Source organism: Chitinophaga arvensicola, assembly GCF_900110835.1.
In the GTDB taxonomy this organism is placed as follows: Bacteria; Bacteroidota; Bacteroidia; order Chitinophagales; family Chitinophagaceae; genus Chitinophaga; species Chitinophaga arvensicola.
Genome location: NZ_FOJG01000001.1, coordinates 957,695 through 980,115, shown reverse-complemented (window position 1 = coordinate 980,115; position 22,421 = coordinate 957,695). Strand labels below are relative to the sequence as shown.

The 22,421-nt window shown below is 45.6% G+C and carries 15 protein-coding genes and 1 tRNA gene; 8 read left to right on the top strand and 8 right to left on the bottom strand.

The features are described 5' to 3' along the window. Positions 1-579: 579 nt before the first annotated feature. Entirely contained in the window at positions 580-1,110 is a 531-nt protein-coding gene (locus BMW79_RS04215; RefSeq protein WP_089890981.1) for a hypothetical protein, read from the top strand. Positions 1,111-1,339: 229 nt separating this feature from the next. Next, positions 1,340-2,032: a hypothetical protein gene (locus BMW79_RS04210; RefSeq protein ID WP_089890978.1), complete on the top strand. Its 693-nt coding sequence runs from the start codon at positions 1,340-1,342 to the stop codon at positions 2,030-2,032. 97 nt (positions 2,033-2,129) lie between these two features. Here BMW79_RS04210 and BMW79_RS04205 read toward each other — a convergent pair whose 3' ends face one another. The 8 genes from BMW79_RS04205 to BMW79_RS04170 form a co-directional block, all read right to left on the bottom strand. Then, complete coding sequence (locus tag BMW79_RS04205; protein ID WP_089890976.1) at positions 2,130-2,519, bottom strand: hypothetical protein; 390 nt, start codon at positions 2,517-2,519, stop codon at positions 2,130-2,132. Between the two features lie 41 nt (positions 2,520-2,560). Next, a complete protein-coding gene (locus tag BMW79_RS04200) occupies positions 2,561-2,860 on the bottom strand; it encodes a hypothetical protein (protein ID WP_143059067.1) in 300 nt (99 codons plus the stop codon). A gap of 226 nt (positions 2,861-3,086) precedes the next feature. Beyond that, positions 3,087-4,328: a phage integrase SAM-like domain-containing protein gene (locus BMW79_RS04195; protein ID WP_089890972.1), complete on the bottom strand. Its 1,242-nt coding sequence runs from the start codon at positions 4,326-4,328 to the stop codon at positions 3,087-3,089. Positions 4,329-4,549: 221 nt separating this feature from the next. Further along, positions 4,550-4,623, bottom strand: a tRNA-Asn gene (locus tag BMW79_RS04190). Positions 4,624-4,871: 248 nt separating this feature from the next. Then, positions 4,872-6,341, bottom strand: coding sequence for a RagB/SusD family nutrient uptake outer membrane protein (locus BMW79_RS04185; RefSeq protein WP_089890971.1), 1,470 nt, complete (start codon positions 6,339-6,341; stop codon positions 4,872-4,874). A 9-nt stretch (positions 6,342-6,350) separates the two neighbouring features. Then, positions 6,351-9,644 carry a SusC/RagA family TonB-linked outer membrane protein gene (locus BMW79_RS04180; protein WP_177192035.1) on the bottom strand — a complete coding sequence of 1,098 codons (3,294 nt, stop codon included), beginning with the start codon at positions 9,642-9,644 and terminating at the stop codon, positions 6,351-6,353. A 211-nt stretch (positions 9,645-9,855) separates the two neighbouring features. Then, on the bottom strand, positions 9,856-11,001 hold the full coding sequence (locus BMW79_RS04175; RefSeq protein ID WP_089890962.1) for a FecR family protein: 1,146 nt from the start codon (positions 10,999-11,001) through the stop codon (positions 9,856-9,858). Between the two features lie 36 nt (positions 11,002-11,037). Then, positions 11,038-11,580 (bottom strand): RNA polymerase sigma factor, encoded by a 543-nt coding sequence (locus tag BMW79_RS04170; RefSeq protein WP_143059066.1) that lies wholly within the window; start codon positions 11,578-11,580, stop codon positions 11,038-11,040. A 236-nt stretch (positions 11,581-11,816) separates the two neighbouring features. Between BMW79_RS04170 and BMW79_RS04165 the strand changes: the two genes are divergently transcribed. From BMW79_RS04165 to BMW79_RS04140, 6 genes are all read left to right on the top strand, one after another. Further along, positions 11,817-12,413, top strand: coding sequence for an RNA polymerase sigma factor (locus tag BMW79_RS04165; RefSeq protein ID WP_089890956.1), 597 nt, complete (start codon positions 11,817-11,819; stop codon positions 12,411-12,413). An 81-nt stretch (positions 12,414-12,494) separates the two neighbouring features. Next, positions 12,495-13,673, top strand: coding sequence for a FecR family protein (locus tag BMW79_RS04160; RefSeq protein WP_089890955.1), 1,179 nt, complete (start codon positions 12,495-12,497; stop codon positions 13,671-13,673). A gap of 323 nt (positions 13,674-13,996) precedes the next feature. After that, positions 13,997-17,530 carry a SusC/RagA family TonB-linked outer membrane protein gene (locus BMW79_RS04155; protein WP_177192034.1) on the top strand — a complete coding sequence of 1,178 codons (3,534 nt, stop codon included), beginning with the start codon at positions 13,997-13,999 and terminating at the stop codon, positions 17,528-17,530. 23 nt (positions 17,531-17,553) lie between these two features. Further along, on the top strand, positions 17,554-19,065 hold the full coding sequence (locus BMW79_RS04150; protein ID WP_089890951.1) for a RagB/SusD family nutrient uptake outer membrane protein: 1,512 nt from the start codon (positions 17,554-17,556) through the stop codon (positions 19,063-19,065). Positions 19,066-19,146: 81 nt separating this feature from the next. After that, on the top strand, positions 19,147-20,076 hold the full coding sequence (locus BMW79_RS04145) for an ABC transporter ATP-binding protein (protein ID WP_089890949.1): 930 nt from the start codon (positions 19,147-19,149) through the stop codon (positions 20,074-20,076). An 8-nt stretch (positions 20,077-20,084) separates the two neighbouring features. Further along, a complete protein-coding gene (locus BMW79_RS04140; protein ID WP_089890944.1) occupies positions 20,085-22,400 on the top strand; it encodes a Gldg family protein in 2,316 nt (771 codons plus the stop codon). Positions 22,401-22,421: the final 21 nt, after the last annotated feature.

Here is a 22,421-nt window from a genome sequence, read left to right as displayed (position 1 = left end):
CAACCATAGTGGAAATGTCGGGCTATGACTCGCCTGTATTTGAAATCGGTAAAACCCTAGAGCATTACCGGCGTAGCTATCGAAAACCCTTTCCGAGTCTTCTACATACCAAATTTTTGTATTACGAATCTTATACCGGCAAAAAGATTAACACTGACGACGGGGTGGGAGGAGAGATTGTCGAATATGTTTGGGTGATACTTTATGACCGATTGGGTCAGGAGTTGGAACCGTATTTAATCAAAGGCTAAATATGAGGATGGTAGTAGGTGGGAGAATGCCCTCTATAGTGTAGGCTTAAAACAGTATCGTATAGTAACGAGGTTTTTATTTGCAAGTATTCCGGCAGTGATTTTTGAAACAGATAGCCATAGATGGCCGCAAAAAGCGCTTTTAATAGAACGAAGTCCAGTTTAATATTAAAAAGAGGCTCTCCAATACCATTAAAGCAATTCTCTCTCAGCCATTGATGTATACGATTACCCCTTTAAAATCTGTATACAACAAAAATGTCCATTTGGGGAAAAAAAATACTGGACTTACCTGTAAAAAGGGAGCATTTTACCCGAAATTTAGGGTATGTCAGCAGCAAGAAAATTTAAGGACCTACATATGGTAGCCGACCTTGTTGGGGTTGAACTGGCAGTGCGAAGTGAGTTTACTTTAAGAAAAAGGCTGGCTCCTGACGCCAGTTATGAGGATTTACTACCAACTATTTTTATGGGAGGTAGTATGATCACGGCAAGCATCCGCCGAGAGTGGGCAGGCAGTTTGTTCAATTATCAGGCCCCAGGTCACAAAGGAATGTTCTACGAACTGGAAACAGTGGGTAATCAAAAATATGAAACCGCCGAATATCTTCTATCACATACGGATACAGGGCCATTGATTTTACTGATTTGTTATCTCCAATACCGGCATGTTGAAGTAAGGTTTTATGCTCCCAAAAACGATCCAGTATATAAAAAAGAGCATGAATTAAACTGGATCATCAGCAAGGCCCTGATCAACGACGCTACCAAAGTAGGGATTAGTGAGGTGGGACATATAATACGGACAACCGAATTTATCCCCCTTTTGGGAAGGCACCGGATCGTCCTAAGTAGATAAGGTAAACGAACGAGCCAATAAGTCGGCCTTTAAGAATTAAATGGCACTCTTATTAAAAATCGCACTTGATAGTTGTTTACTGCTTAGAATTATTACAGGCAAAGAAGTATGAACTATTTTATCAGTAGTAAAAGTCAGAGCCGGTGAAGTTTAGGACGAGCGAGTTATTATGTTTAGCTTTATTGTATCCCGCCGCCCCACTTAAAAATTAACCCGAAATTGATCCACTATGAAACGCCTACTTTTTATAATTGTCAGCCTTTTGGCATTAGGGTGTAAGCAAAAAGTATCCACAAAGTTTACAATCTCCGCATCCACCTACTTAGCAAATGCTAACGAAGATCCCTGGATGGACACCACAACAGCAATGATAAAACTGGATGAAATTAAAAGAGCCATTTGCGAAGGTTGCAGGTTCCAGATTATTGATAATGGTCTATTCACAGCCGTTGAATGGCCCAATAAGGAATACAAACAAGCTGTTAGCTATTTACCAAATTTTGCTGTAATTATTGGGGAGTACGCTTTCCGATCTGGATTACCGGAAGGAATGGGCTTTCATTTCAGAATATCTGCGAAAGGCAATGAGGGTTTATTCTTTGACGTGACCTATGATTATAAGACTATGAAGTATATACTCGATAGCATAAACTATCCGATATATCAAGGCGAAAACCTACGGCTTGACCGGGTGATGTACGGCGCACCCAATTACCTTCAGCATTTCGACCTGCGGCAAAGTTGCTCTCACAACAATTTAAGATTAGTTATTCGTCCTGAGTGGGAGCAAAATCTCAAAGAGCATAGGTGTTCTTTGCTCGCTCTTACCTATTTCCTCCCTTCCTTTTTGTATATGAATGTTTCTTCCTCCCGAAGCGAGTTTTCCCTGTACCTGGTCAATACAAAGGGGAAGGCGTTATAATAATCATAGCTCATTGAAATGTGGCTATAGCTACCCGGCTATTGGCTGGCTTACTAATATTGGTTATTATTTCAGTTAACACCAAAAATGGAAATCCTCAATCAATAAGTTGGGCACTCATTTTTAAAAATTGAGCAAGCTGGAGGGCTGTGGGAATGATAGCGGTAGGATGAAGCTGAACGGAAATTCTGGATTGTCCAGATTGAGCACCGGCATTTACCAAAATCAAATGCTTTGCAATTGGATCGAAATGGTAGTGAAGATCAAATTTAATACGGCTTTTTACATCCTGGCCGGCCACTGGGTACAGCACAAAATCGGAGCAAGACCGATCATAGTGCATATTGCGGATGGCCTTTTCAAGATGGAGCTTAAATTCCTGGGCCAACCAGCCCTCCCTGTAAGGACTTTGGAGATTTTTCTCATCAAACCCCAGTCGCAGAAGAATGCTTAGGTGTTCCTTAATTAAAGTATTGAACAGTTTCATATCCTAATAATTTGAGGTAAATACGGATCAGTGAAACATAATTATTGGATGGAAGGATCGGTAAAATAGCGGTTAATTTCGGAAGCCAGCACATAGACCTTGCGTTTTTTTTTAACCGTTTTGATGGCAGAGCTGTTAATTAACTCCTGAAATTTGGATCGCTTCATACCAGTGGCGGCCATAAATTCGGCTTTCAAAATGTAGTCCGGTTCTCTGCTGGGTGAGATATTGCTGGTAAATGTCGTATCAATTTTTGCCCTCACATCTTCCATTAGCTTCCTAAGCGAAATTAGATCGCTCTCCGGCAGGATGACAAATGTTGTGCATTTTTCGGTGTTCATGTTGCCATAGTTTTCTACAGCAAACTTCCCAAACACCTGTTAACAAAACTGTCAGTTTATATCGGGTGACATATAATTTTAATAAGAAATTAAATTTTTCACTGCACCCAGCTCCACTTTTATAAATCGGCAATAACATCAAAACTTTGCAGTTCCCAGCATTGATCAACGTAGGTTTTGTAGTATTTGTGGTCTTTGAAATCAAACAAAGATGGACAACACCCTCTTAAAAGCCAATTTTCTTAAAATCTACCCGGTTGGTGCCCTCAATTACTTCCGCGATTTGTACCCGATAATAATTTTCGGTAGTGGATTCACTGGAGTGCCCGGCCATTTTCTTGACTACAGGTTTGTCAGCGCCCAACCGTATCCACATCTGGATATTGGTATGACGGGCAACCCGGTTTGACACCTCACGTACGATTCCTGCGGCAGTTGCCAAGGCTTTAAGTGTTTTATTATAGGTTTGTTCATGGACGAATATATCTCGGCGGAAAAAGTAAGGACTTGCGTGGTCATTGTCTTTAAACTCGTTCATATAATCAATTGCGGAGGGAAACTTCCATAGTGGTATAATATTGGCCTTTCCATTTTTATAACGTTCCCCTAAGATATAGTAGCCATACTCAAAGTCGAGGCGAACATCCGTCTTTAAGAGTTTTTTCATGTCGGTATAATAAAATCCGGTATAACATTGTAACATAAAAATTTTTCGATCCCGATCTTGCGTCGGATAACGTGGATCGGTTTCTACGTCCTTAAACAGCAACAATTCGGTAATCTCCAAATGTCGCCCCTCCTTTCGCTCTGGCACGATTACCTTTACTTCCTCAAAGTAACTTTCCACTAATTTGATGTCGAGGTACCCATCCTTTTTTGCAGCATGTTCCAGGACTACTTTAAATTTATCGAAGTAGGACTTTACGGTAGAGGGTGCCAATAGGTTGCCCTTATCGTTACGCTGGGCTACCATAAAATTGCGAATCCTGGCCACCATTTCCCAGTCGATCTCATCGAACCGAATAGCAGGGTTGAACTGATCAAGGTGGTAGACAAAGCCGGAATACTTCTCCCAGGTGACGTCGGTTAGTACGGCGGTGGGAGGTGGTTTTTTCATGTAGTTTTTAAAATAATCGTTGAATATCTCGCGGTTGCCCTTAAAGCCAAACTCCTTATCAAGGTGGAAGAAGGTAAGTTTTCTACCCTGTTGTAACAGGCGCCGCTCCAGCTCTTCAATTACCCCGATCATCCGTCTGATTTCCTGGTTGACTTCATAAGCGAAAGGATTGGTGTTTTTCACCCACATTCCGGACTTGTCCGCCCAATCGGCTTCGGGAATTTTCCTGGGGGACTTTACTTCATAATAATCCCGGAGGCCATCAATGTATACACGGAGGTGAATTTTGTAGCATCCGCTTTTGTTCTTCTTATTGCGCCAGTTGTGAAGAGGCGTTACAGTAGTACCCATAGACTTGCGTTTTTATTTTTTACGCGCATCCTGGTGCTTGCAATTACGGGAATAGATCTATGTAGGCCAACAAAAAGTGTAACATGACCTGAAACATGAAGTGTAACACTTTTATCGGTTTTTACCGGTTTTTAATGGTATTAAGCCTAATTGATAAAATGACAAAACCCGCACTGTGTGCGGGTTTTAGTACCATTAGTGACCGTTAGTGGTCTTTTCTGCTCCCCCTGCTGGACTTGAACCAGCGACCCTCTGATTAACAGTCAGATGCTCTAACCAACTGAGCTAAGGAGGAATATGACTATAAGCCCATTCAGATAAGGATGTCTTATAAATGCGCACCTTTTTGTGAACATCGGCGGCAAATCTAGTAAAATATTTGATAAAACGTGCGCATTGTATAGATTTTTATTGCGGAATGTATAGACAGGTCCCCTTCAATGATAAACACCCGAAAAAAAAGCGCCTGATGATTCAGGCGCTATCTGTTTTTTAGTTGTTTTGTACCGGACCGGTTCCGGCTTGTACGTGTTACATGTTATTTTATTGTGCATACCCATCATTCTGCTTCATATTAGACCCATTCCGGATCTCATTGACCGGGATCGGAAATTTCAGCCAGTTCTTGCTCCACACTCCGCCTTTTTTAGGCGTCACTACGGCCATTACTTCTTCTGCCCTGGAAACACCGGGATTGTTGATCCCAGGCCAGCGTTTGAGGTCCATCCAGCGCTGGCCCCATTCCAGGAATAGTTCCAGCCGTCTTTCTTTTTCAATGGCCGCCATGATTTCCGTTGGCGTGGTAGCTGTAGTGCCCAGTAGTCCTGCACGGGCGCGCACGGCATCAATATCCTGGATAGCACCGCCATAATTATTCTGTTTCAGCCGCGCTTCTGCCCGGATCATGTATTGCTCTGCCAATCGCAATACCATCAGGTATTCCAGGGTACCGCCGCCATCAGCGCCGTTTTTGTATTTAAAAGGCTCGTAGTATTTCTTCGTTCCATCACTCAGCGAATCTATCCAGCTGGTTCTCCGTTTATCTCCCGGCTCAAAAAGCGCCACCAGGTCGTTGCTCAGATAGTTGCTCAGATCAAATCCGAACGATTGCGGCCCCAAACCAAAGCTTTTGATGTAGGTCACAGAAAAGCTGTATCCATCACCGGTATACGTATACTGTACGGAGTTGGATACGCCCGGAGGTAAATGCCAGATGGCCTCCGGGGAAGAGGGTTTAAATACATTATTCAGATTCGGATCAAGCACATAAGTAGCATTCTGAGCAATTACGGCGGTAGCCTGTGTTTCCGCATCCTGCCACTTTTGTTCATACAAATATACCCTTGCCAGCAACGCAGTGGCAGCCCATTTATTAGGCCGTATCCTGGCAGTGGTAGGCAGATTGGTGTTATTGGAATAAGTTGCTGTGAGCATGGATTGCGACTGTTTCAGATCCTCCTCCATCTGTTGAAAGATCTTATTCGCCGGCTGACGGCTGGCCACCAGGTTTTGTTGGTAATCAGTACCAGTAATTAAGGGCAACTCCCCAAACAAATTCACCAGCTGGAAGTACATAAAGGCGCGCAGGAAATAAGCCTCGCCCAATACCTGGTTCCTCGCCTTATCCGATAACGAAGTGGATTTAGTAGCGCCTTCAATGATGGCATTTGCAGCATAGATATGTTTGTAAGCCCTGGTCCACAGATCACCGGTGATGGCATTGTTAGACAGTAAGGTATTTGTATATACCTGCTGATAGGAAAGCTGCTGGGAAACGGTGTTCAACTCATCAGCCGTAAGACCGGAAACAATACTGATCCCTCCATATCCTTGTGAAAAAGCGGAGTAAGTACCCAGTTCCCCTAAAATAGAGGTTACCGCAGATGTAGCCGAAATATCGGACTGGTAAACCTTTTCAGCCTCTAAGGAAGTATCCGGTGGCGTAAGTTCTACAAATCGCTCGCAGGAAGCGGCGGTGCAGAGTATAAAAAATGCGATGATATATTTTGACATATGGCTGTTTTATAAAGTGAGTTGAATACCTCCTGTAACTACCCGTAACAGAGGAATATTGCCGGACACGTTTTCAGGATCCCATCCTTTGTATCCTGTAATGGTAAACAGGTTCTGTGCTTGCCCATATACCCTTATGCCCTGTACATTCCAGCGTTTCATCAGTTTGGCCGGCAGCGAATAAGAGAGCGATATGTTTTTCAAACGGATAAACGAGATCGTTGTGTAATAGTTTCTGCTATAACCTGAACCCACATAAGTATTACCAATGGGCGAAGATGGATTGTTAAACAGTTTAGGCATATCGGTCACATCGCCGGGTTGCTTCCAGCGGCGTTCATAAAGATCCAGCGGCATATTGGCAATGCCCCCTCTCATCGTATTCGCCGGAAAATAAGCAAATGGGCCTGTCTGTTTGGCGAAGTTGAAGAAGACATCCAGCTGAAACCCTTTGTAGGAAAAGCTGTTATTGATACCGCCAAAGTAATTCTTCGAAAGATCTATTGGTACGGTCAGATCAGCATAAGAAAGCACGGTGGCATTAGTGGTATCTTTTCCACCGGCTGTACGCCATACGTTCAAACCTGTTTGCGGGTCTACCCTTACCAGATCAAATGCTTTCTGAATATTCAGCGGCTTGCCCACGATATAGTCGTTGGCAAAAGAAGATCCTGCGAGATTATCATAGCGGACCAGCGTGTTCCGTGGAAAAGAAATATTGAAGGAGGTTGTCCACCGGAAATTTTTCCGTTGGATATTGGTGCTGCTGAGTTCCAGCTCCAGCCCCGTATTACGCACTATTGCAGGAAGATTTACCTGTACACCGGTAAAACCTACGAATGCAGGAAGCGGATAATTTACTAACTGATTGGAGGAACTGTTATGATAGTAGCTGGTGGTAAAGGAAAGGCGGTCTTGCAGAAAACCCAGTTCCAATGCTACTTCCGCCTTCTTTGTGGTCTCCCAGCTGTATTTACTGTTGGCAAGACCCGAAGGCGCGAGACCAATAGCGCCCGCAAAGTTAGTAGTAGAAGCAGTGTACAACGACATATAACCATACTCCGGTATCACGTCATTCCCACTGGTACCATAGCTGGCTCTCAGTTTACCGAAGCTCAATGCAGGCAGGAAATTCTTTATCCATCTTTCATCAGAAAATATCCAGGCAGCACCTATGGCGCCGAAGTTCCCGAAACGGTTACCCGGAGCGAAGCGACTGGAGCCATCGCGGCGGGCAGTGAGGTTCAGAAGATATTTCTCGTTGAGATTATAGTTGATACGTCCAAATACCGCGTTATACAGGTAATTCGTTTTCTGGGCATATGGATCACGGATAGTACCAAATGCAGGATTCCCCATCAGTCCATCGTCGGCATAGCCTTGCACGGAAAGGAATGTGCCGTTGCTTTGCGTTTGCTGGAAAGTAGTACCCACAATCACATTCATTTTACCAGGGCCCACGAAATGCTCCCATTCTACCTGTGGCTCTACGTTCCAGGTGGTGCTCACCAGGTTCATATCCATGGTTTGACGCAGGTACTGACCCCTCGCCAACCATTCGGTAGGATTGAAGAAATCCTGGCCCCGGCGTGATGAAGTGGTATTTTGTACCACATTGTATCCAAGGTTGGTTTTAAGCCGTAATCCTTTCACCAGTTCATAACTGATGGTAGCATTGCTCACAAGGCTGCTCAGTTTCCCATTATAAATTTCCTTCAGCCTGGCGATCGGGTTCTGATAAGAGGCATCGCTGGGGCCCCAGTTCAGCTTTCCTAAAGAATCATATAAGGGTGGTGCAATAGGCGGCAGCGACAGTGTAAAACTGGCGATGCTCCATCCGGGAAGCCGGTTGTTATCCATCCCATAGGTAACGCCTAATTGTACAACGAACTTTTTATTGTTGGAAACATGATTCACACTCAGTCGTCCGCTGTATTTCACATCTGCCAGATCAATAGGCATGATGGTCGTTTCGCGTGAATAACTTCCATTAAATCCGAAAGAAGTATTGGCATTACCGCCGGAAAGCGATACCTGTGCGCGATCGTAGCGCGCGGTGTTTCCGAGTAATACATCCTGCCAGTCGGTACTGCGCGTAGTATCCCACTTCGTGAGATCATATACACTGCTGGCCGGCGCCGTGGCGATCGTTTGTCCATCGTTGCGGATGGCTTCATACCGCATATCAAGGTATTCGCGCCGGTTGAGTACCCGTTGCTTACGTACCATATTGGCAAAGCCGGAGGAAATATTAATATCCACCATCGTTCTGCCGGAATGCCCTTTTTTAGTGGTGATCAGCAGGACTCCGTTTGCACCACGACTTCCATAGATAGAGGTAGCATCTGCATCTTTCAATACTTCAATGCTTTCAATATCATTCGGATTCAGGCTGTTCAGCGGACTAATATCCACATAGCCCAGCGGGCCACGATTGCCTACTGTATTGAAAGAACCGGAAGGATAGGCCGAACCATCCACGATAATCAGCGGTGAATTGGCCTCCGGTCTTACGCTATTTAAGCCACGCAGACGAATGGTAAACCCCGTACCGGGAAGACCGCTTTGCTGTACGATATCCAGGCCGGCTACGCGGCCGGTAAGGGCGGCCAGCGGATTACTCACCGGCTGCTTTTCAATGATGGCCGACGTTACTTTACTCACATTACCGGTATTGAGACGTTGGGTAGTATTGTAATAACCTTTACTCACTACCACTTCCTTCAATCCTTTATTGACCAGCTTAAGCGTGATGGTAGCGCCGGTAGCCAGTTTTCCGGCTGTCATCTCCACTGTTTCAAAACCAATACAGGAAAAAACAAGTACCTCTTCCGATGATAAAACATCGATGGTAAATGCACCCTGGGCATCTGTAACCGTGCCTTTTTTCTGTCCTTTTATCCTGACGTTAATACCACTCAGTGGCACGCCCATAGAGTCTACTACCCGGCCGTTCAAAGGAGGATTGGCATCTGCAGCAGCGGGAGCAATATGGGCGGGCGTTGCCACCCGTTCTGACAACACAATTGTTTTACCGGTGATCTTATACGTGATAGCCTGGTTCTTTAATACCCCCTCCAGGAAATCAGTGAGTGGCTCTGCATGTGCTGTTACCGTAACCGGCTTCGACGCATTCAGTATCGATTTGTTACTGTAAAAAACCGCAAAGCCGGTTTGTTGCTCCACCGTGGTAAGCACCTGTTTCAGGGCGACATCCTTCCCTGAAAAAGTAACTGATTGCGCCTCAACGGAGGCAAATGCCTGGCATAGCGTAGTAATGACAATCAGAAGCGCCAGTTTCATGACCAGAAGAATTTTGATAATGGTTGAATACCGGGCAGGGCTGCGTTTAGGCATAAAGACTCCTGCACCGAAACAATACGCAGTTTTTTGCATAAATTGCATTGGTTTGGTTGATAAAAAAGGGATATATCCGTGTCGCTTCAGATCAGCTGAACATCGCCGGAAGTGTTAGTCGCACTTCCGGTTTGTTATTTACTTTACAGCTGTTCCTTTATTTTGTAATAACTAGTCTGCGGCCTGGTTCCAGGCGAAATTTCAGTGCTGTTTCCCCGAGTACTTTCAGCAGATCATTCAGGTTGGTATCGCGGCTGATTTTTCCTGAAAAAGGAATATCAGGTACACCATTTTCATAAATAACTTTTACATCATACCATCGTTCTATTTCCCCCATTGCTTCCTGAAGGCTTACATCCTCAAAGTTGAACATACCATTCTTCCATGCCATCACTTTATCAACATCTATATTTTTAATTACGCGTGTATCCTTGTCTGTTAGTGCCTGTTCTCCCGGCTGCAATATAGCCGGATGGCCATTCTTCGATACGCTCACCTTACCCTGGATCAGGGTAGTGCTTACAAAAGGGCGGTCGTTGTAGGCATTGATATTAAATTGTGTGCCCAGCACGTTTATCTCTACCCCCTTATTAACAATTACTTTAAAGGGTTTGTCTGCCTGCTGTGCTACGTCGAAGAATACCTCACCGGTTACTTCTACCTGTCGTTCTTTTCCGGAGAAGACAACCGGGTAGCGGATAGATGAAGCAGCGTTCAGCCAGGCGGTGCTACCATCGGGAAGCTGCACTTTAAATTGTCCGCCTGCGGGAGTACTTAATTTATTGAAACCCGCATTATCGCCGCTGCCGGCTCCCTCATAAGTAAGCTGCCCTCCCTGCTGATGAATGGAGGCCTTTCCCTGCGCAATCACCTGGTTACCGGCACTGTCGAGCGTTACAAGGGAGCCATCGGCCAATGTTAGCACCGCCTTGTTGCCTCCCGGGTGTATCACTTCCGCTACCTGCTGCTTCGCGGGTTTCAGCCATACATAGGCGCCTACTGATAACAACAATAGGATAGCGGCGGCCCAGCTCCACCGGGTATATAATTTTCTTATCTTTTTTTCGGGGAGATGTGCTTCGTGCCATCCCAGCTTAGCTTCGATCGCTGCTTCTACTGCAGCCAGTTGCTGCAGCTCATGGCGCAGCCGTTCCGGATCTGTCAGCTCATCAAACAGCGCACGGTTCTCCGGCTGCAGGCTTTTCCATGCCTCCAGCGTTTGCTCCTCTTCGGGGGATAGCGTTTGGTTGAGCGACTTAAACATCAACGCTGCGATGCGTTCACGGTCAAATGTATTCTCCATGATAATATATATACTGCGGGAAGCGCTGTTTGTCCCCTAAAATCCTGAGAAATTTTTTAGAATACCCAACAGAAAGCTGAAACGGCCCAACCCGATGCGGATAGCCTTGAGGGCTTCGGCCTTTTTATTACGCACGGTCTTATCCTTCAGTCCAAGGATAGCACAGATTTCTGCGTTGGATTTGCCTTCAAGGTAGCTGAGTTTAAAAATGGATTTTACGAGGGGAGAAAGCTTCTCTATTTCATCCAGAACCATCTTATAGAGAGCGGCCCTGATTTCATCCTGCTCATCAGTAGTGGAATCGGACAGGTAGTGTAAATCCTCCTGCAGGGCTTTATCCCTGTTTTCCCGCTTGAGTAAATCGATACAGGCGTTGCGGGTCATGCTGGACAGATAACCCGCCATATGCCCCATATTGTCGAATGACTTTGGCTGTTTCCACAGCCGGGCATAAGTTTCGGCTACAATATCGCGGGCGGCTTCTTCGTTTACGAAGCGTTTGGCGAGGTAGTAAAGTCGTGTATAAGTAAGCTTATAGGCCAGAGAAAATGCCTGCCTGTCTCCGGCTGCCACAAGCATGAGCAGGTCTTTTTCGTTATATGTGTACCCGGCAGACAATGAGTATGGAATAGATTTGGTCTCTTACGCAAGCTACAATAAAATAAAGGAACAGCTGCTGTTGCAGATTGTCAATAGCAAAAAAATGTCTTTCAAACAATCTTATAAAAAATTCATTATCAATAGTTTAATATCAACACTACCTTCTTATAGAATTTTGCTATAGTTTGCAGTCAGGGTTAAAAAGAAAATACAGATTGTCGATCAACCAGCCATACAACGAAAAGGAATTGCTTTTACGCATCGCGGAGGGGGATGAACAGGCATTTGCGATGGTGTTCAAACAATACTTCCATCATATATACCAGTTGATGCTGAAATATACCAACCGGCACAGCGATGCGGAAGACATCGTTCAGCAGGCTTTTGTGAACGTATGGGAGAAACGGCATTTGCTGGTGGGCATCGAAAGACTGGATAAATGGCTCTTTACTGTTGCTATCAACGAATTCCGGATACGCTTCCGTAAGTCGAGGGTATCTGACCAGTACCGGCAATACCTGACGGAAGTATTTGAGGAAGAGTATGGATCTCCGGAAGAACTATTGATTTCCAAACAGCAACAGGCCATTCTGAAAAAAGCGCTGGATGGGCTATCGCCCAAACAGCAACAGGCTTACCTGCTGAGCCGGGAAGAAGGATTAACCTATGCCGAAATCGCCGGAAAAATGGGGCTGGAACCCACTACCGTAAAAGAACACATGTCCCGGGCGCTAAAGTCGATACGCACATTTATCCTTGATCACAGCCAGGAGTTTTTGCTACTGATGCTCCTGTTGCGAAATTTATTTTAAACCGATGTCCTCCTTTTTCTTTTTTCGCGCATCCTTATTATAGGGCCGTCATAAAAAGGAAGGAGCTTACCAGTATTTGCTATGACAAAAGATCAATTTATTGCCTTATTAGAGAAGTACCATCGCCAGCAGTTATCTGCCGGCGAACTACATGCTTTTCTGGATGCCGCAGCTGATCCTTCCTTTGAGTCATTGATAACAGATAAGCTTTCCCGGGAATTGCAGGATTTTAAGGCAGATGCCAATGCAGGAGAGGAGCGGGAGCAGAAAGTATGGCAACATATCAGTCAGCAAATTCACCATGAAACACCGGTAAAGACAGCGGATACAAAGGTACGTCCCCTTTACAAATGGGGCTGGGCAGCCGCTTCCGTCATCCTTGTACTCGGTATAGGTATCTATCTCCTGAATGCTAATAAAAAAAATACCCCGGCGCCCGGAGTAGCGGTGAGCAATGATATTGCGCCTGGTAAAGAAGGAGCCGTACTCACGCTGGCAGACGGATCACAGGTAGTGCTGGATAGTCTTGGCAACGGCCTGGTGACTACCCAGAACGGCACACAGGTGGTGCTGAAAAGCGGACAACTCAGCTATGACCCTACCGGCACATCCGGCGAAGCCGTGGCGTATAATACCATCCGGATTCCCAAGGGCAGGCAGTTTCAGCTTACCTTACCAGACGGAAGCAACGTATGGCTCAATGCGGCCAGTTCATTACGTTACCCTACTGCTTTTACAGGCAAAGAGCGCGAAGTCGAAGTTACCGGGGAAGCCTACTTTGAAGTAACAAAGAACCCGTCCATGCCATTCAAAGTAAATGTGAATAACAAAGCCACCATAGAAGTACTGGGCACTCATTTTAATGTGAATGCGTACGACAATGAAGTCAATATAAAAACAACCCTGCTGGAAGGAAGTGTGAAAGTGCGGAAAGCGGCGCAGAGCAAGGTATTACAACCCGGCCAACAGGCACAGATTAACCCCGGCAAAGATATTACGGTCACCAATCATGCCGATACAGAGAAAGTAATGGCCTGGAAAAATGGCGTATTCAATTTTGAAGGTTCCTCCCTGGAGGAAATAATGCGACAGCTGGAACGGTGGTACGACATAGAAGTGGTATATGAGAAAGGTATCCCCAACATTGAATTTACCGGTGAAATGACAAAAGGCATTTCCCTGAAGGGGGTATTGATTGCATTGGAAAAATCGGATGTGCACTTCAGACTGGAAGGCAGGAAACTGATAGTGCTGCCATAAACGGACACTCAACATTTATTCATCATAAAAAAACAGCAACGGCCAAAGCGCCGGAAGGGGAAGGTATTGCCTATACAGAATGAACCTTTCACATTATTCCAGGTTGTTCTTTTGATCAGCCTGCACATGCCAATCAGATCAACTTTTTCATAAAAAAACCGCCCCGGTTCGGACCCGTGGCGGCTAATAGAATCAGTTGAGGAAAAACGGTCTCGCAACCACTTTTTTAACAACCAAATCACTTGCAATCTATGCAAAAAAAATGCTATTGCCCACCCGTCTGTCCGGCTGGACACCGGAGCCTAACCAAAATCATGAAGGTTATGAGATTAACCGCCATTTTATTAACAGTCGCTTTTCTCCAGGTCAAAGCCAATGCCGTTGCACAAAATGTGACGCTTACCGGCAAAGATCTTACGTTGAAGGAAGTATTCTCTGCCATTAAAAAGCAAACAGGGTATGTTGTTTTCAGTAAAAAAGCACTGCTTACCGATGCTAAACCGGTTACATTAACCGCGCAGGATATGCCATTGCGCACCTTACTGGATCTGGCGCTTAAAAACCAATCCCTGGATTATGTGATCCAGGATAAAACCATTATTCTCTCCGGCAAAGCTCCTGTTGCGCCGCTCAAACAACCGGACTTCTATACCGTAGGCCAGGAACGCCGTTTGAAAATACAAGTGATAGGACATCAATCAAAACCGCTGGCCGGCGCCTCTGTAGCCGTAAAAAACAATACCCGGTCAATTTCCGGCGTAACAGACAGCGACGGGATTTTCGATACGGAACTACAGGAAGGCGATGTATTGATGGTATCTTTTGTAGGATATGAAACCCGTAGCATCGTGATTACAGGTGAAATGCTGGCTGCTTCCAACAAACTCGTAGTGGGCTTGCAACCATCCGTTATCCGGCTGGACAACGTGGAGATTGTTCAAACAGGTTATCAGACGCTGTCAAAAGAAAGAGCCACCGGCTCCTTCTCCAAACCGGATATGAAAGTATTCTCACAGCGCAGCAGTTCTATGGACCTGATCGGCCGGTTAGACGGACAGATACCGGGATTAACCGTAAGACGGGATTTTAACACAGATGCCTTTACCAAAGCCTCCACGCAGAAAGCACTTGTTCGTGGTACCGGCAGCGTAAGCCTGTCTACCGAACCGCTGTATGTGTTGAATGGCGTGGTAATTAAAGATTTCAGCCTGGTAAACATGGACGATGTGGAAGATATCACTGTGCTGAAAGATGCTGCTGCAGCAGCCATCTGGGGCGCACAGGCATCTAACGGCGTAATAGTAGTAGTCACCAAATCCGGTAAGAAGAACCAGAAAGTAAAGTTTTCCTATAATGGTTTCACTGAGGTGAAAGGCAGGCCTGACATGGGTTACCGGAACTTCATGAACAGCAAACAGTTTATCCAGGCAGCCAGGGAAACATTCGACCCTGTGGCTAACCCTTACGATTATCTCAGCTTCGACCAGGTGGCGCCACATACACAGATCATGTACGACCAGTACCTCGGGAAAATAAGCGCTGCACAGGCAAATGCCAGCCTGGATAGTCTTGCTAATCTTGACAATACCTCCCAGATAAAATCCCTGCTTTTCAGCAATACCGTTACTACCAATCATAATATCTCCGCATCAGGCGGTAGTGGCGCCTATAGCTTCTATTCTTCACTGGGTTATACCGGAACGACCGGTGGCTTACCAGGCGAAAAGAACGACGTTTTCCGGCTGGGATTAAACCAGAGTTATACGCCCAACGACCGGTTATCCATTTCCGTAAATGCACAATTATCCAATACAAAAGGAAGTAGTAAAAATAATTTCAACTACAATTCGGATATGGTGCCTTACCAGCTTTTCAGGGGTGCAAACGGGAATAATCTCAGTATGCCTTACATGGTATCCTATTATTCCGGAGAACAGCGCCAGATTTACCAGGACCTGAGCGGTGTAGATCTTCAGACCTATATCCCGCTGGATGAATTTAATTATGCCAATTCAACCACCAATATCCTGATGGCCAACCTGGTAGGGGATATTGGTGTGAAACTGTGGAAAGGTATCAGCTTTAAAGGCACTTATGGCTATTCTACCTCGCCAAGAACGATGCAGTATTACGAAGATCACACTACCTATAACCAGCGTAACAACTCTATCCGGTTCATTCCTCTGGATGGATCGCCTTCGTATCTTCCGCTCACCGGTGGCACATTGATCACCAATAATGCCAACCAGAGAAACTGGACTGTCCGTAACCAGTTACTCTATAATTACTCCGGCAGGGATGGAAAAGACCTGGTTAACCTTCAGGTAGGGCATGAGGCCAATGAGTCGCTGACCACCAGTATAGAAACCACCGTACTCGGCTGGGACAGGCAACTGCAAACGGCTCCCTATGTAGACTATAAAAAACTCTCAGAAGGTGTATTCAATACAGTTACCGGAAGTGGATTCTTTAACGGCAGACCTTATGTTTCCAATGAAGTACGGTCCCGGTTCAATTCTTACTTTGCACTCGCCAGCTACCAGTTAGATCACAAATACAGTGTAGACGCCAGCTGGCGCGTTGATCACAGCAATCTTTTCGGCAGTGATATTTCTGCGCAGAATAAACCGGTGTACAGCATCGGTGGTAAATGGCGCATCAATAATGAAGATTTCCTTAAATCCGTTTCCTGGATTGATCAACTGGCCATCAGAGCCACCTATGGCGTAACAGGTAACTCTCCTTATATCGGCTCTGCCACCAGCTATGATGTGATCGCTCCTGAACAATACCTGTCTTATCCACAGATAGGTGGTCCAAGCTATCGATTAAACAGTCCGGCCAACAACAAACTGGTATGGGAAACCAGTAAAACATTAAACTTTGGATTGGACTTCGGCGTACTCGATGGTCGCTTGTCAGGAAGTATCGAGTACTACAATAAGAAAACGAGCAATCTCATTGGATCTGTGCCTACCGACCTTTTCACCGGACTTAGCACTATTACCGCCAATATAGGCGACCTGGCCAATCAGGGTATAAATATCAATATCAACAGCGTTAATGTCAAATCAAGAAATTTCACCTGGAATACTTCCGTGGTATTTGCCTTTAACAAAAATAAACTGCTTAGTTATACTGCTCCCCAGAGTTACGAAAGCCAGGCTTATTTCAGGGCCATCGCGAATTATGTGGTGGGATATTCTATGGAACCGGTATTTGCCTTTAAATACGCCGGTCTTGATAACGTAGGAGATCCACAGATTAAACTGGCGAATGGTAAAATTACCAAAGACCCACAGGCGCCTATGGCAGAAGACCTGGTATACATGGGTTCTGTAGTTCCAAAATTTAACGGCGGTATTACCAATACCTTTTCGTACAAACAGTTCACGCTGTCGCTGAACATGGTATACAGCCTGGGCGCCGTGATGCGCCGTGATGTGAATGGCTTTTACACCGGTCTGCTGAATGCCCACAACGATTCACCTGATTTTATGAACCGCTGGAAAAAACCAGGTGATGAAAAAATCACCAATATCCCTTCCTACACACCGGATATTAATTACAACTATACTGATAGAAACACCAATTTCTATACCCAGTCAGATATCAATATCCTGAGTGCCTCTTATCTCAAATTAAGAGAGGCGACACTCAGCTATGACCTGCCTTCCGTTCTCATGAACTGGCTGAAAATTCAGAGCGCCAGCCTGAGAGTACAGGTAAATAATGTAATGCTCTGGAAAAACAACAATGCTGGCATTGATCCGGAGTATTACACCTATAAAACCGGCTACCGTAATATCAGGGTAGGAGAACATGCCTTTGCAGTAGGGGCAAATATTAACTTTTAAAAACGTAATAAATCATACTAGACATGCGAAAATTTATTCACGTTAAAGTCATCTTAATCCTGCTGCTTTCAGCAGCGGTGGTATCCTGCAAGAAGAGCTTTCTTGATGTAACACCAAAGGGATTTCTGATTCCTACCACTTACGAGGATTATGATCAGCTGATGAATTATTCAGGATACTATTATTACCAGACAGGCATATGGCAACCCGCCATGCTCATGGGAGATGAAATATCCGCAGAAGGTACCGCCTATAATGGCAGCAGTATGCAACAGGGGCAGTTATTTTTCCAATGGGAAGCCAATATATTCCTGCCATCTACACAAATGGGCAGCAGCAGTGATAAGCCTGTCTTTTTATCCAGCGCATTGAGCGATCTGTATAGTCTGAATCTCATTATTAACAACGTTAATAATGCAACCGGTGGGACTACTGCACAAAAACTGGATATACAATCACAGGCCAAAGCTACCCGCGCCTTTGTGAATTTCCAGCTGGTGAATTATTTCACCAAACCATACAATGCCGGAACCGCCGCCTCTGATCCGGGCTTCCCGGTAATCACCGTACCGGATGCCACTAATACCGATTTTAAACGCGGCACGGTACAGCAGTCGTACGATGCGATTATCAACGACCTCACAACCGCGATTCCGAACCTGAGTATTCAGCCACCTCTTGCTACCCGTATGTCGAAAGCCGCTGCAGAAGCCCTGCTTGGCAAAGTGTACCTGTTCATGGGTAAAAACGACGAAGCGCTGAAAATGTTCAACGATGCCTTTAGTGATATTGCCCGGATGAGCAAGACTCCGAAGTTATACGATTATAACCAGACGCTCGCTGCTGGTGGTGCTTTCCTGCCAATCAACCCACAATCCGGCCCCAGCCTGCCATTCAACAGTATCACTGACTTAACAGAATCAGTGGTAGCAAAGATGTCTTACGCAGGAGGTTATAACGGAAATGGCTATGCGAATGACTTTATGACCATCACGCCGCAAACCGTTGCCTTATATAAATCATCTGACCTGCGCCTTCTTTTCTTTACCAACCTGCAAAAAAATCAAAACCCGATACCGGTGGCGCCGGGCCAGCAGGAGCGGTTAAGAAAGTATGGCGTTACTTTTTCCCGTATCGGTATGCAACTCGGAGAGTTATATCTGCTCAGGGCGGAATCCCGCGCCAGGGCCAACGACCTCACCGGCGCAAAATCCGATGTGGAAGTATTACGTAACAACAGGATGCCGGCCGCAGATGCATCCGTTCCGGCGAACATCGCCAGCGACCGTACCGCATTGATAAAATTCATTATCGAAGAACGTATCCGTGAATTTGCAGGAGAAGGCTACCGCTGGTTTGATATGCGCCGCCTGTCGGCCGATCCGGTATTTGCAGGTCAGCCTGCACCGAAACATATTCTTTACGGTGTAGACGGTGCCGTTAGCAAAACGTTTACACTCACACCAGAACGACTTACATTAAAATTACCGGGAACTTATCTGTCGGCACACCCCGACATGGTAGACAATCCCTGATCACTCACCTGTTTTTCTGACTAATACCTATGGGAATAGCTATAACGGCTATTCCCACAGGACAAGTTATATACTATCATCATGAAGCAGAACATTGTAAAAATTGAAAATCTGTCACACCGGTACACCCGCGACTGGGCCATACGTGATATAAGTTTTGAGATCGACAAAGTGGGCATACTCGGATTACTGGGCTCCAACGGAGCCGGCAAATCCACCACGATGAACATCCTTTGCGGGGTACTGAACCAAACAGAAGGCAATGTTTACATTGATGGCATCAATCTCAGGGAAAAACCGGAAGAAGCCAAAAAACGGCTCGGCTTCCTGCCCCAGAATGCACCGCTTCACCTGGAACTGACCGTAGAGGAATATCTTACCTATTGCGCCAGCATCCGGGATATTGCGCCGTCACAGGTAAAAAATGCGGTGAAAGAAGTGATGGAAAAATGTGGTCTGACGCACTTCTCCAACAGGCTATTAAGAAACCTGTCCGGTGGTTACCGCCAGCGTGCCGGTATTGCCCAGGCCATCATACACAAACCGAAACTGGTGGTACTCGATGAACCCACCAATGGCCTCGATCCCAACCAGATACTGGAGGTACGGAAACTGATCCGGGAAATAGGAGAAGAACGGGCCGTTATCTTCTCTACACACATACTTTCAGAAGTACAGGCCATCTGTAAAGACATCAAAATGATAGAAAGCGGCCAGATGGTATTTGCCGACACTATGGAGGCTTTCAACAACTACGTGATGCCGGATACCATGCTGGTAATGATGGATAATCCGCCTGGTGAAGAAGAACTGATGGCCTTCCCGGGTATCAACCGTGTGGAATTCCTGAGCGACAGAAGCATCCGCTTACAATTCGCTACCGACAAGGATGTGCCCAAACGCCTCATCACTGCTGCTGTACAACGCGGGTGGGAATTAACGGAACTGATACAGGAGAGAACTTCACTGGATGAAGTTTTCGCGCAATTATCCAACAAATCAAAACGATAAAGCACGCAATGAGAAAGATATTTAAAATTGCCAAACTAGAGCTGAGCATTCTGATTTACTCCCCGGTAGTATGGTTAGTACTGCCTATATTCCTGGTGCTGTGCAGCATGAACTTTATTGAGGCACTGCAAGGCTACCGGAATGCGCTGTCGCTCAGACCAGGCTCCGCTGGTGAAATTACCCGGAATATATTCGGCATGCCGGCGGGATTATTTGTGAGCATACAGCAAACATTATATCTATACCTACCTATTTTAACGATGGGCATTATGAGCCGGGAAACCAGCAGTGGTTCCATTAAATTGCTGTTGTCGTCGCCGGTAAAACTAAGGCAGATCATCCTGGGTAAATACCTGGCTATGGTAGCACTGGGACTGGCCTTCATGGCTATCCTGGGGTTGTTTGCAGCGCTAGGCGTGTACTCCATTAAAGATGCAGATGCCGGGATGCTTACCTCCGGATTATTCGGGTTATTCCTGCTGATCTGCACTTATGCCGCCATCGGCCTGTTCATGTCCTGCCTCACAAATTATCAGATTGTAGCAGCTATTGCAACACTGGCTGTATTCTCTGCGTTACGGTTTATAGGTTCAGTGGGACAGGGCACCGATTTTATACGTGACCTGACTTATTTCCTTTCCATCTCCGGAAGAACAGACAGCATGATTACAGGACTAATTTCTTCTAAAGATGTTGCCTACTATATCATCATCATCAGTTTATTTTTATCGCTGAGTGTACTCTATCTGAAAAATCAGCGTGAGCTGAAAACCTGGAAGGTAAAGACTGGGCGCTATATTGCATTGATCGTTGTTGTGTTGATTGCAGGCTATCTTACCTCCCGTCCATCACTCACCGGTTACCTGGATTTGTCTGCCGGAAAGCAGATGACTATTTCTGAGCCCAGCCAGGAAATTGCTAAAAAGATAAACGGCAAGCTGAAAATAACGACCTATGTGAATATACTGGCACCCAATCCGTACGCATTGTTACCGGTATTCCGCAATGGGGATCTGGAATCTCAGAGTATGTACCGCCGTTTTATTCCAGGTATAGAAAATGAATACGTATATTATTATCATGAAGTAACCGACTCCAATTTATCCGTTACCAAATGGAATCCGAATTTCCAGGGCATCAAAAACATCCATGAACTGGCAGAAAAAGTAGCGCTGTCAAGTGATCTTGATATAAAAGATTTTATGCCAGCTGAACAGATAGATAAATTAATTGATCTGCGTCCGGAAGGATATTTCCAGGTAAGAAAGCTGGAATACAATGGTAAAAGCACTTTCCTCCGTTTCTACACTAACGATGAATACGGTCCATACCCGTTTGAACGTGAATGGATGGCCGCATTAAAGCGCTTAACCGGCGATGCTCCGCGTATTTTATTCGTATCTGGTAATAATGAAGCCGGCATCACTGATAAAAATGACCGTGCCTATACAGACATCCTGGCTACCAGAACCCGCAGGGGCGCCATGATCAATCAGGGCTTTTCAGTAGATACTATCAACCTGGAGCAACAAGCCATCCCTTCAAAGGTGGATATCCTCGTATTGGCCGATCCAACCGTTTCTTTTAGCGATACTGCATTGCAGAAGCTAAAACAATATATCAACGAAGGGGGTAATATGCTGATCACCACTAATCCAGGCCGGCAAGCCATCATCAACCCGGTTTTAGCAGCCTTAAATATCCAGGTGAAACCCGGTATGCTGGTGAATCCGGATAAAGACCTGGCCAAAGATCAGATTGCATCTGTATACGCCACACAGGCCACCGGCATTGATCAGAACGTAGCCATGATCCAGGAAGCAAAAAGAAGTGTGGTATTGAATGGCGCCGCCGCCCTGGCCTATAGTAACGCGGGTCCGTTTGAGGTGCAGCCGTTGTTGCAAAGTCCTGCCAACGGATGGAATAAAGTAGCTCCACTTGATGAAAACGCAGCATCGCTGGTATTCAATGACATTGCGGGTGATGAAAAAGGTGTATTCCCCGTTTCTGTGACGATGAAAAGAAAGATCAATAACAAAGAACAACGCATCATCGTTTCCGGCGATGCCGATTATATCAGCAATGTGGAATTCAGTAAGGAAACAAAAGCAGTGCGCGAAAGACAATTCAGTGTAGACCTGTTGTTCAGATGGCTTACCAATGGCAACTTCCCGATTCCATACGATCGTCCGGAATCTAAGGATACCGATTTAAATGTTTCGAAAGAACAGATTTCGGTGATCAATATTATTGTCAAATTCGTTCTCCCGGCGCTTATAGTGCTGGCAGGCATCATTGTGCTGTTCAGAAGACGCAGCAATTAAATACCAACCATTAGCGGAGGC

Bases quoted from the DNA above. Each gene is read 5' to 3' on its own strand.
- BMW79_RS04205 (WP_089890976.1), bottom strand. From the start codon at position 2,519: ATGAAACTGTTCAATACTTTAATTAAGGAACACCTAAGCATTCTTCTG.
- BMW79_RS04175 (WP_089890962.1), bottom strand. From the start codon at position 11,001: ATGGAGAATACATTTGACCGTGAACGCATCGCAGCGTTGATGTTTAAG.
- BMW79_RS04145 (WP_089890949.1), top strand. From the start codon at position 19,147: ATGAAGCAGAACATTGTAAAAATTGAAAATCTGTCACACCGGTACACC.
- BMW79_RS04215 (WP_089890981.1), top strand. From the start codon at position 580: ATGTCAGCAGCAAGAAAATTTAAGGACCTACATATGGTAGCCGACCTT.
- BMW79_RS04210 (WP_089890978.1), top strand. From the start codon at position 1,340: ATGAAACGCCTACTTTTTATAATTGTCAGCCTTTTGGCATTAGGGTGT.
- BMW79_RS04170 (WP_143059066.1), bottom strand. From the start codon at position 11,580: ATGCTTGTGGCAGCCGGAGACAGGCAGGCATTTTCTCTGGCCTATAAG.
- BMW79_RS04160 (WP_089890955.1), top strand. From the start codon at position 12,495: ATGACAAAAGATCAATTTATTGCCTTATTAGAGAAGTACCATCGCCAG.
- BMW79_RS04150 (WP_089890951.1), top strand. From the start codon at position 17,554: ATGCGAAAATTTATTCACGTTAAAGTCATCTTAATCCTGCTGCTTTCA.
- BMW79_RS04195 (WP_089890972.1), bottom strand. From the start codon at position 4,328: ATGGGTACTACTGTAACGCCTCTTCACAACTGGCGCAATAAGAAGAAC.
- BMW79_RS04155 (WP_177192034.1), top strand. From the start codon at position 13,997: ATGAGATTAACCGCCATTTTATTAACAGTCGCTTTTCTCCAGGTCAAA.
- BMW79_RS04185 (WP_089890971.1), bottom strand. From the start codon at position 6,341: ATGTCAAAATATATCATCGCATTTTTTATACTCTGCACCGCCGCTTCC.
- BMW79_RS04200 (WP_143059067.1), bottom strand. From the start codon at position 2,860: ATGAACACCGAAAAATGCACAACATTTGTCATCCTGCCGGAGAGCGAT.
- BMW79_RS04180 (WP_177192035.1), bottom strand. From the start codon at position 9,644: ATGAAACTGGCGCTTCTGATTGTCATTACTACGCTATGCCAGGCATTT.
- BMW79_RS04140 (WP_089890944.1), top strand. From the start codon at position 20,085: ATGAGAAAGATATTTAAAATTGCCAAACTAGAGCTGAGCATTCTGATT.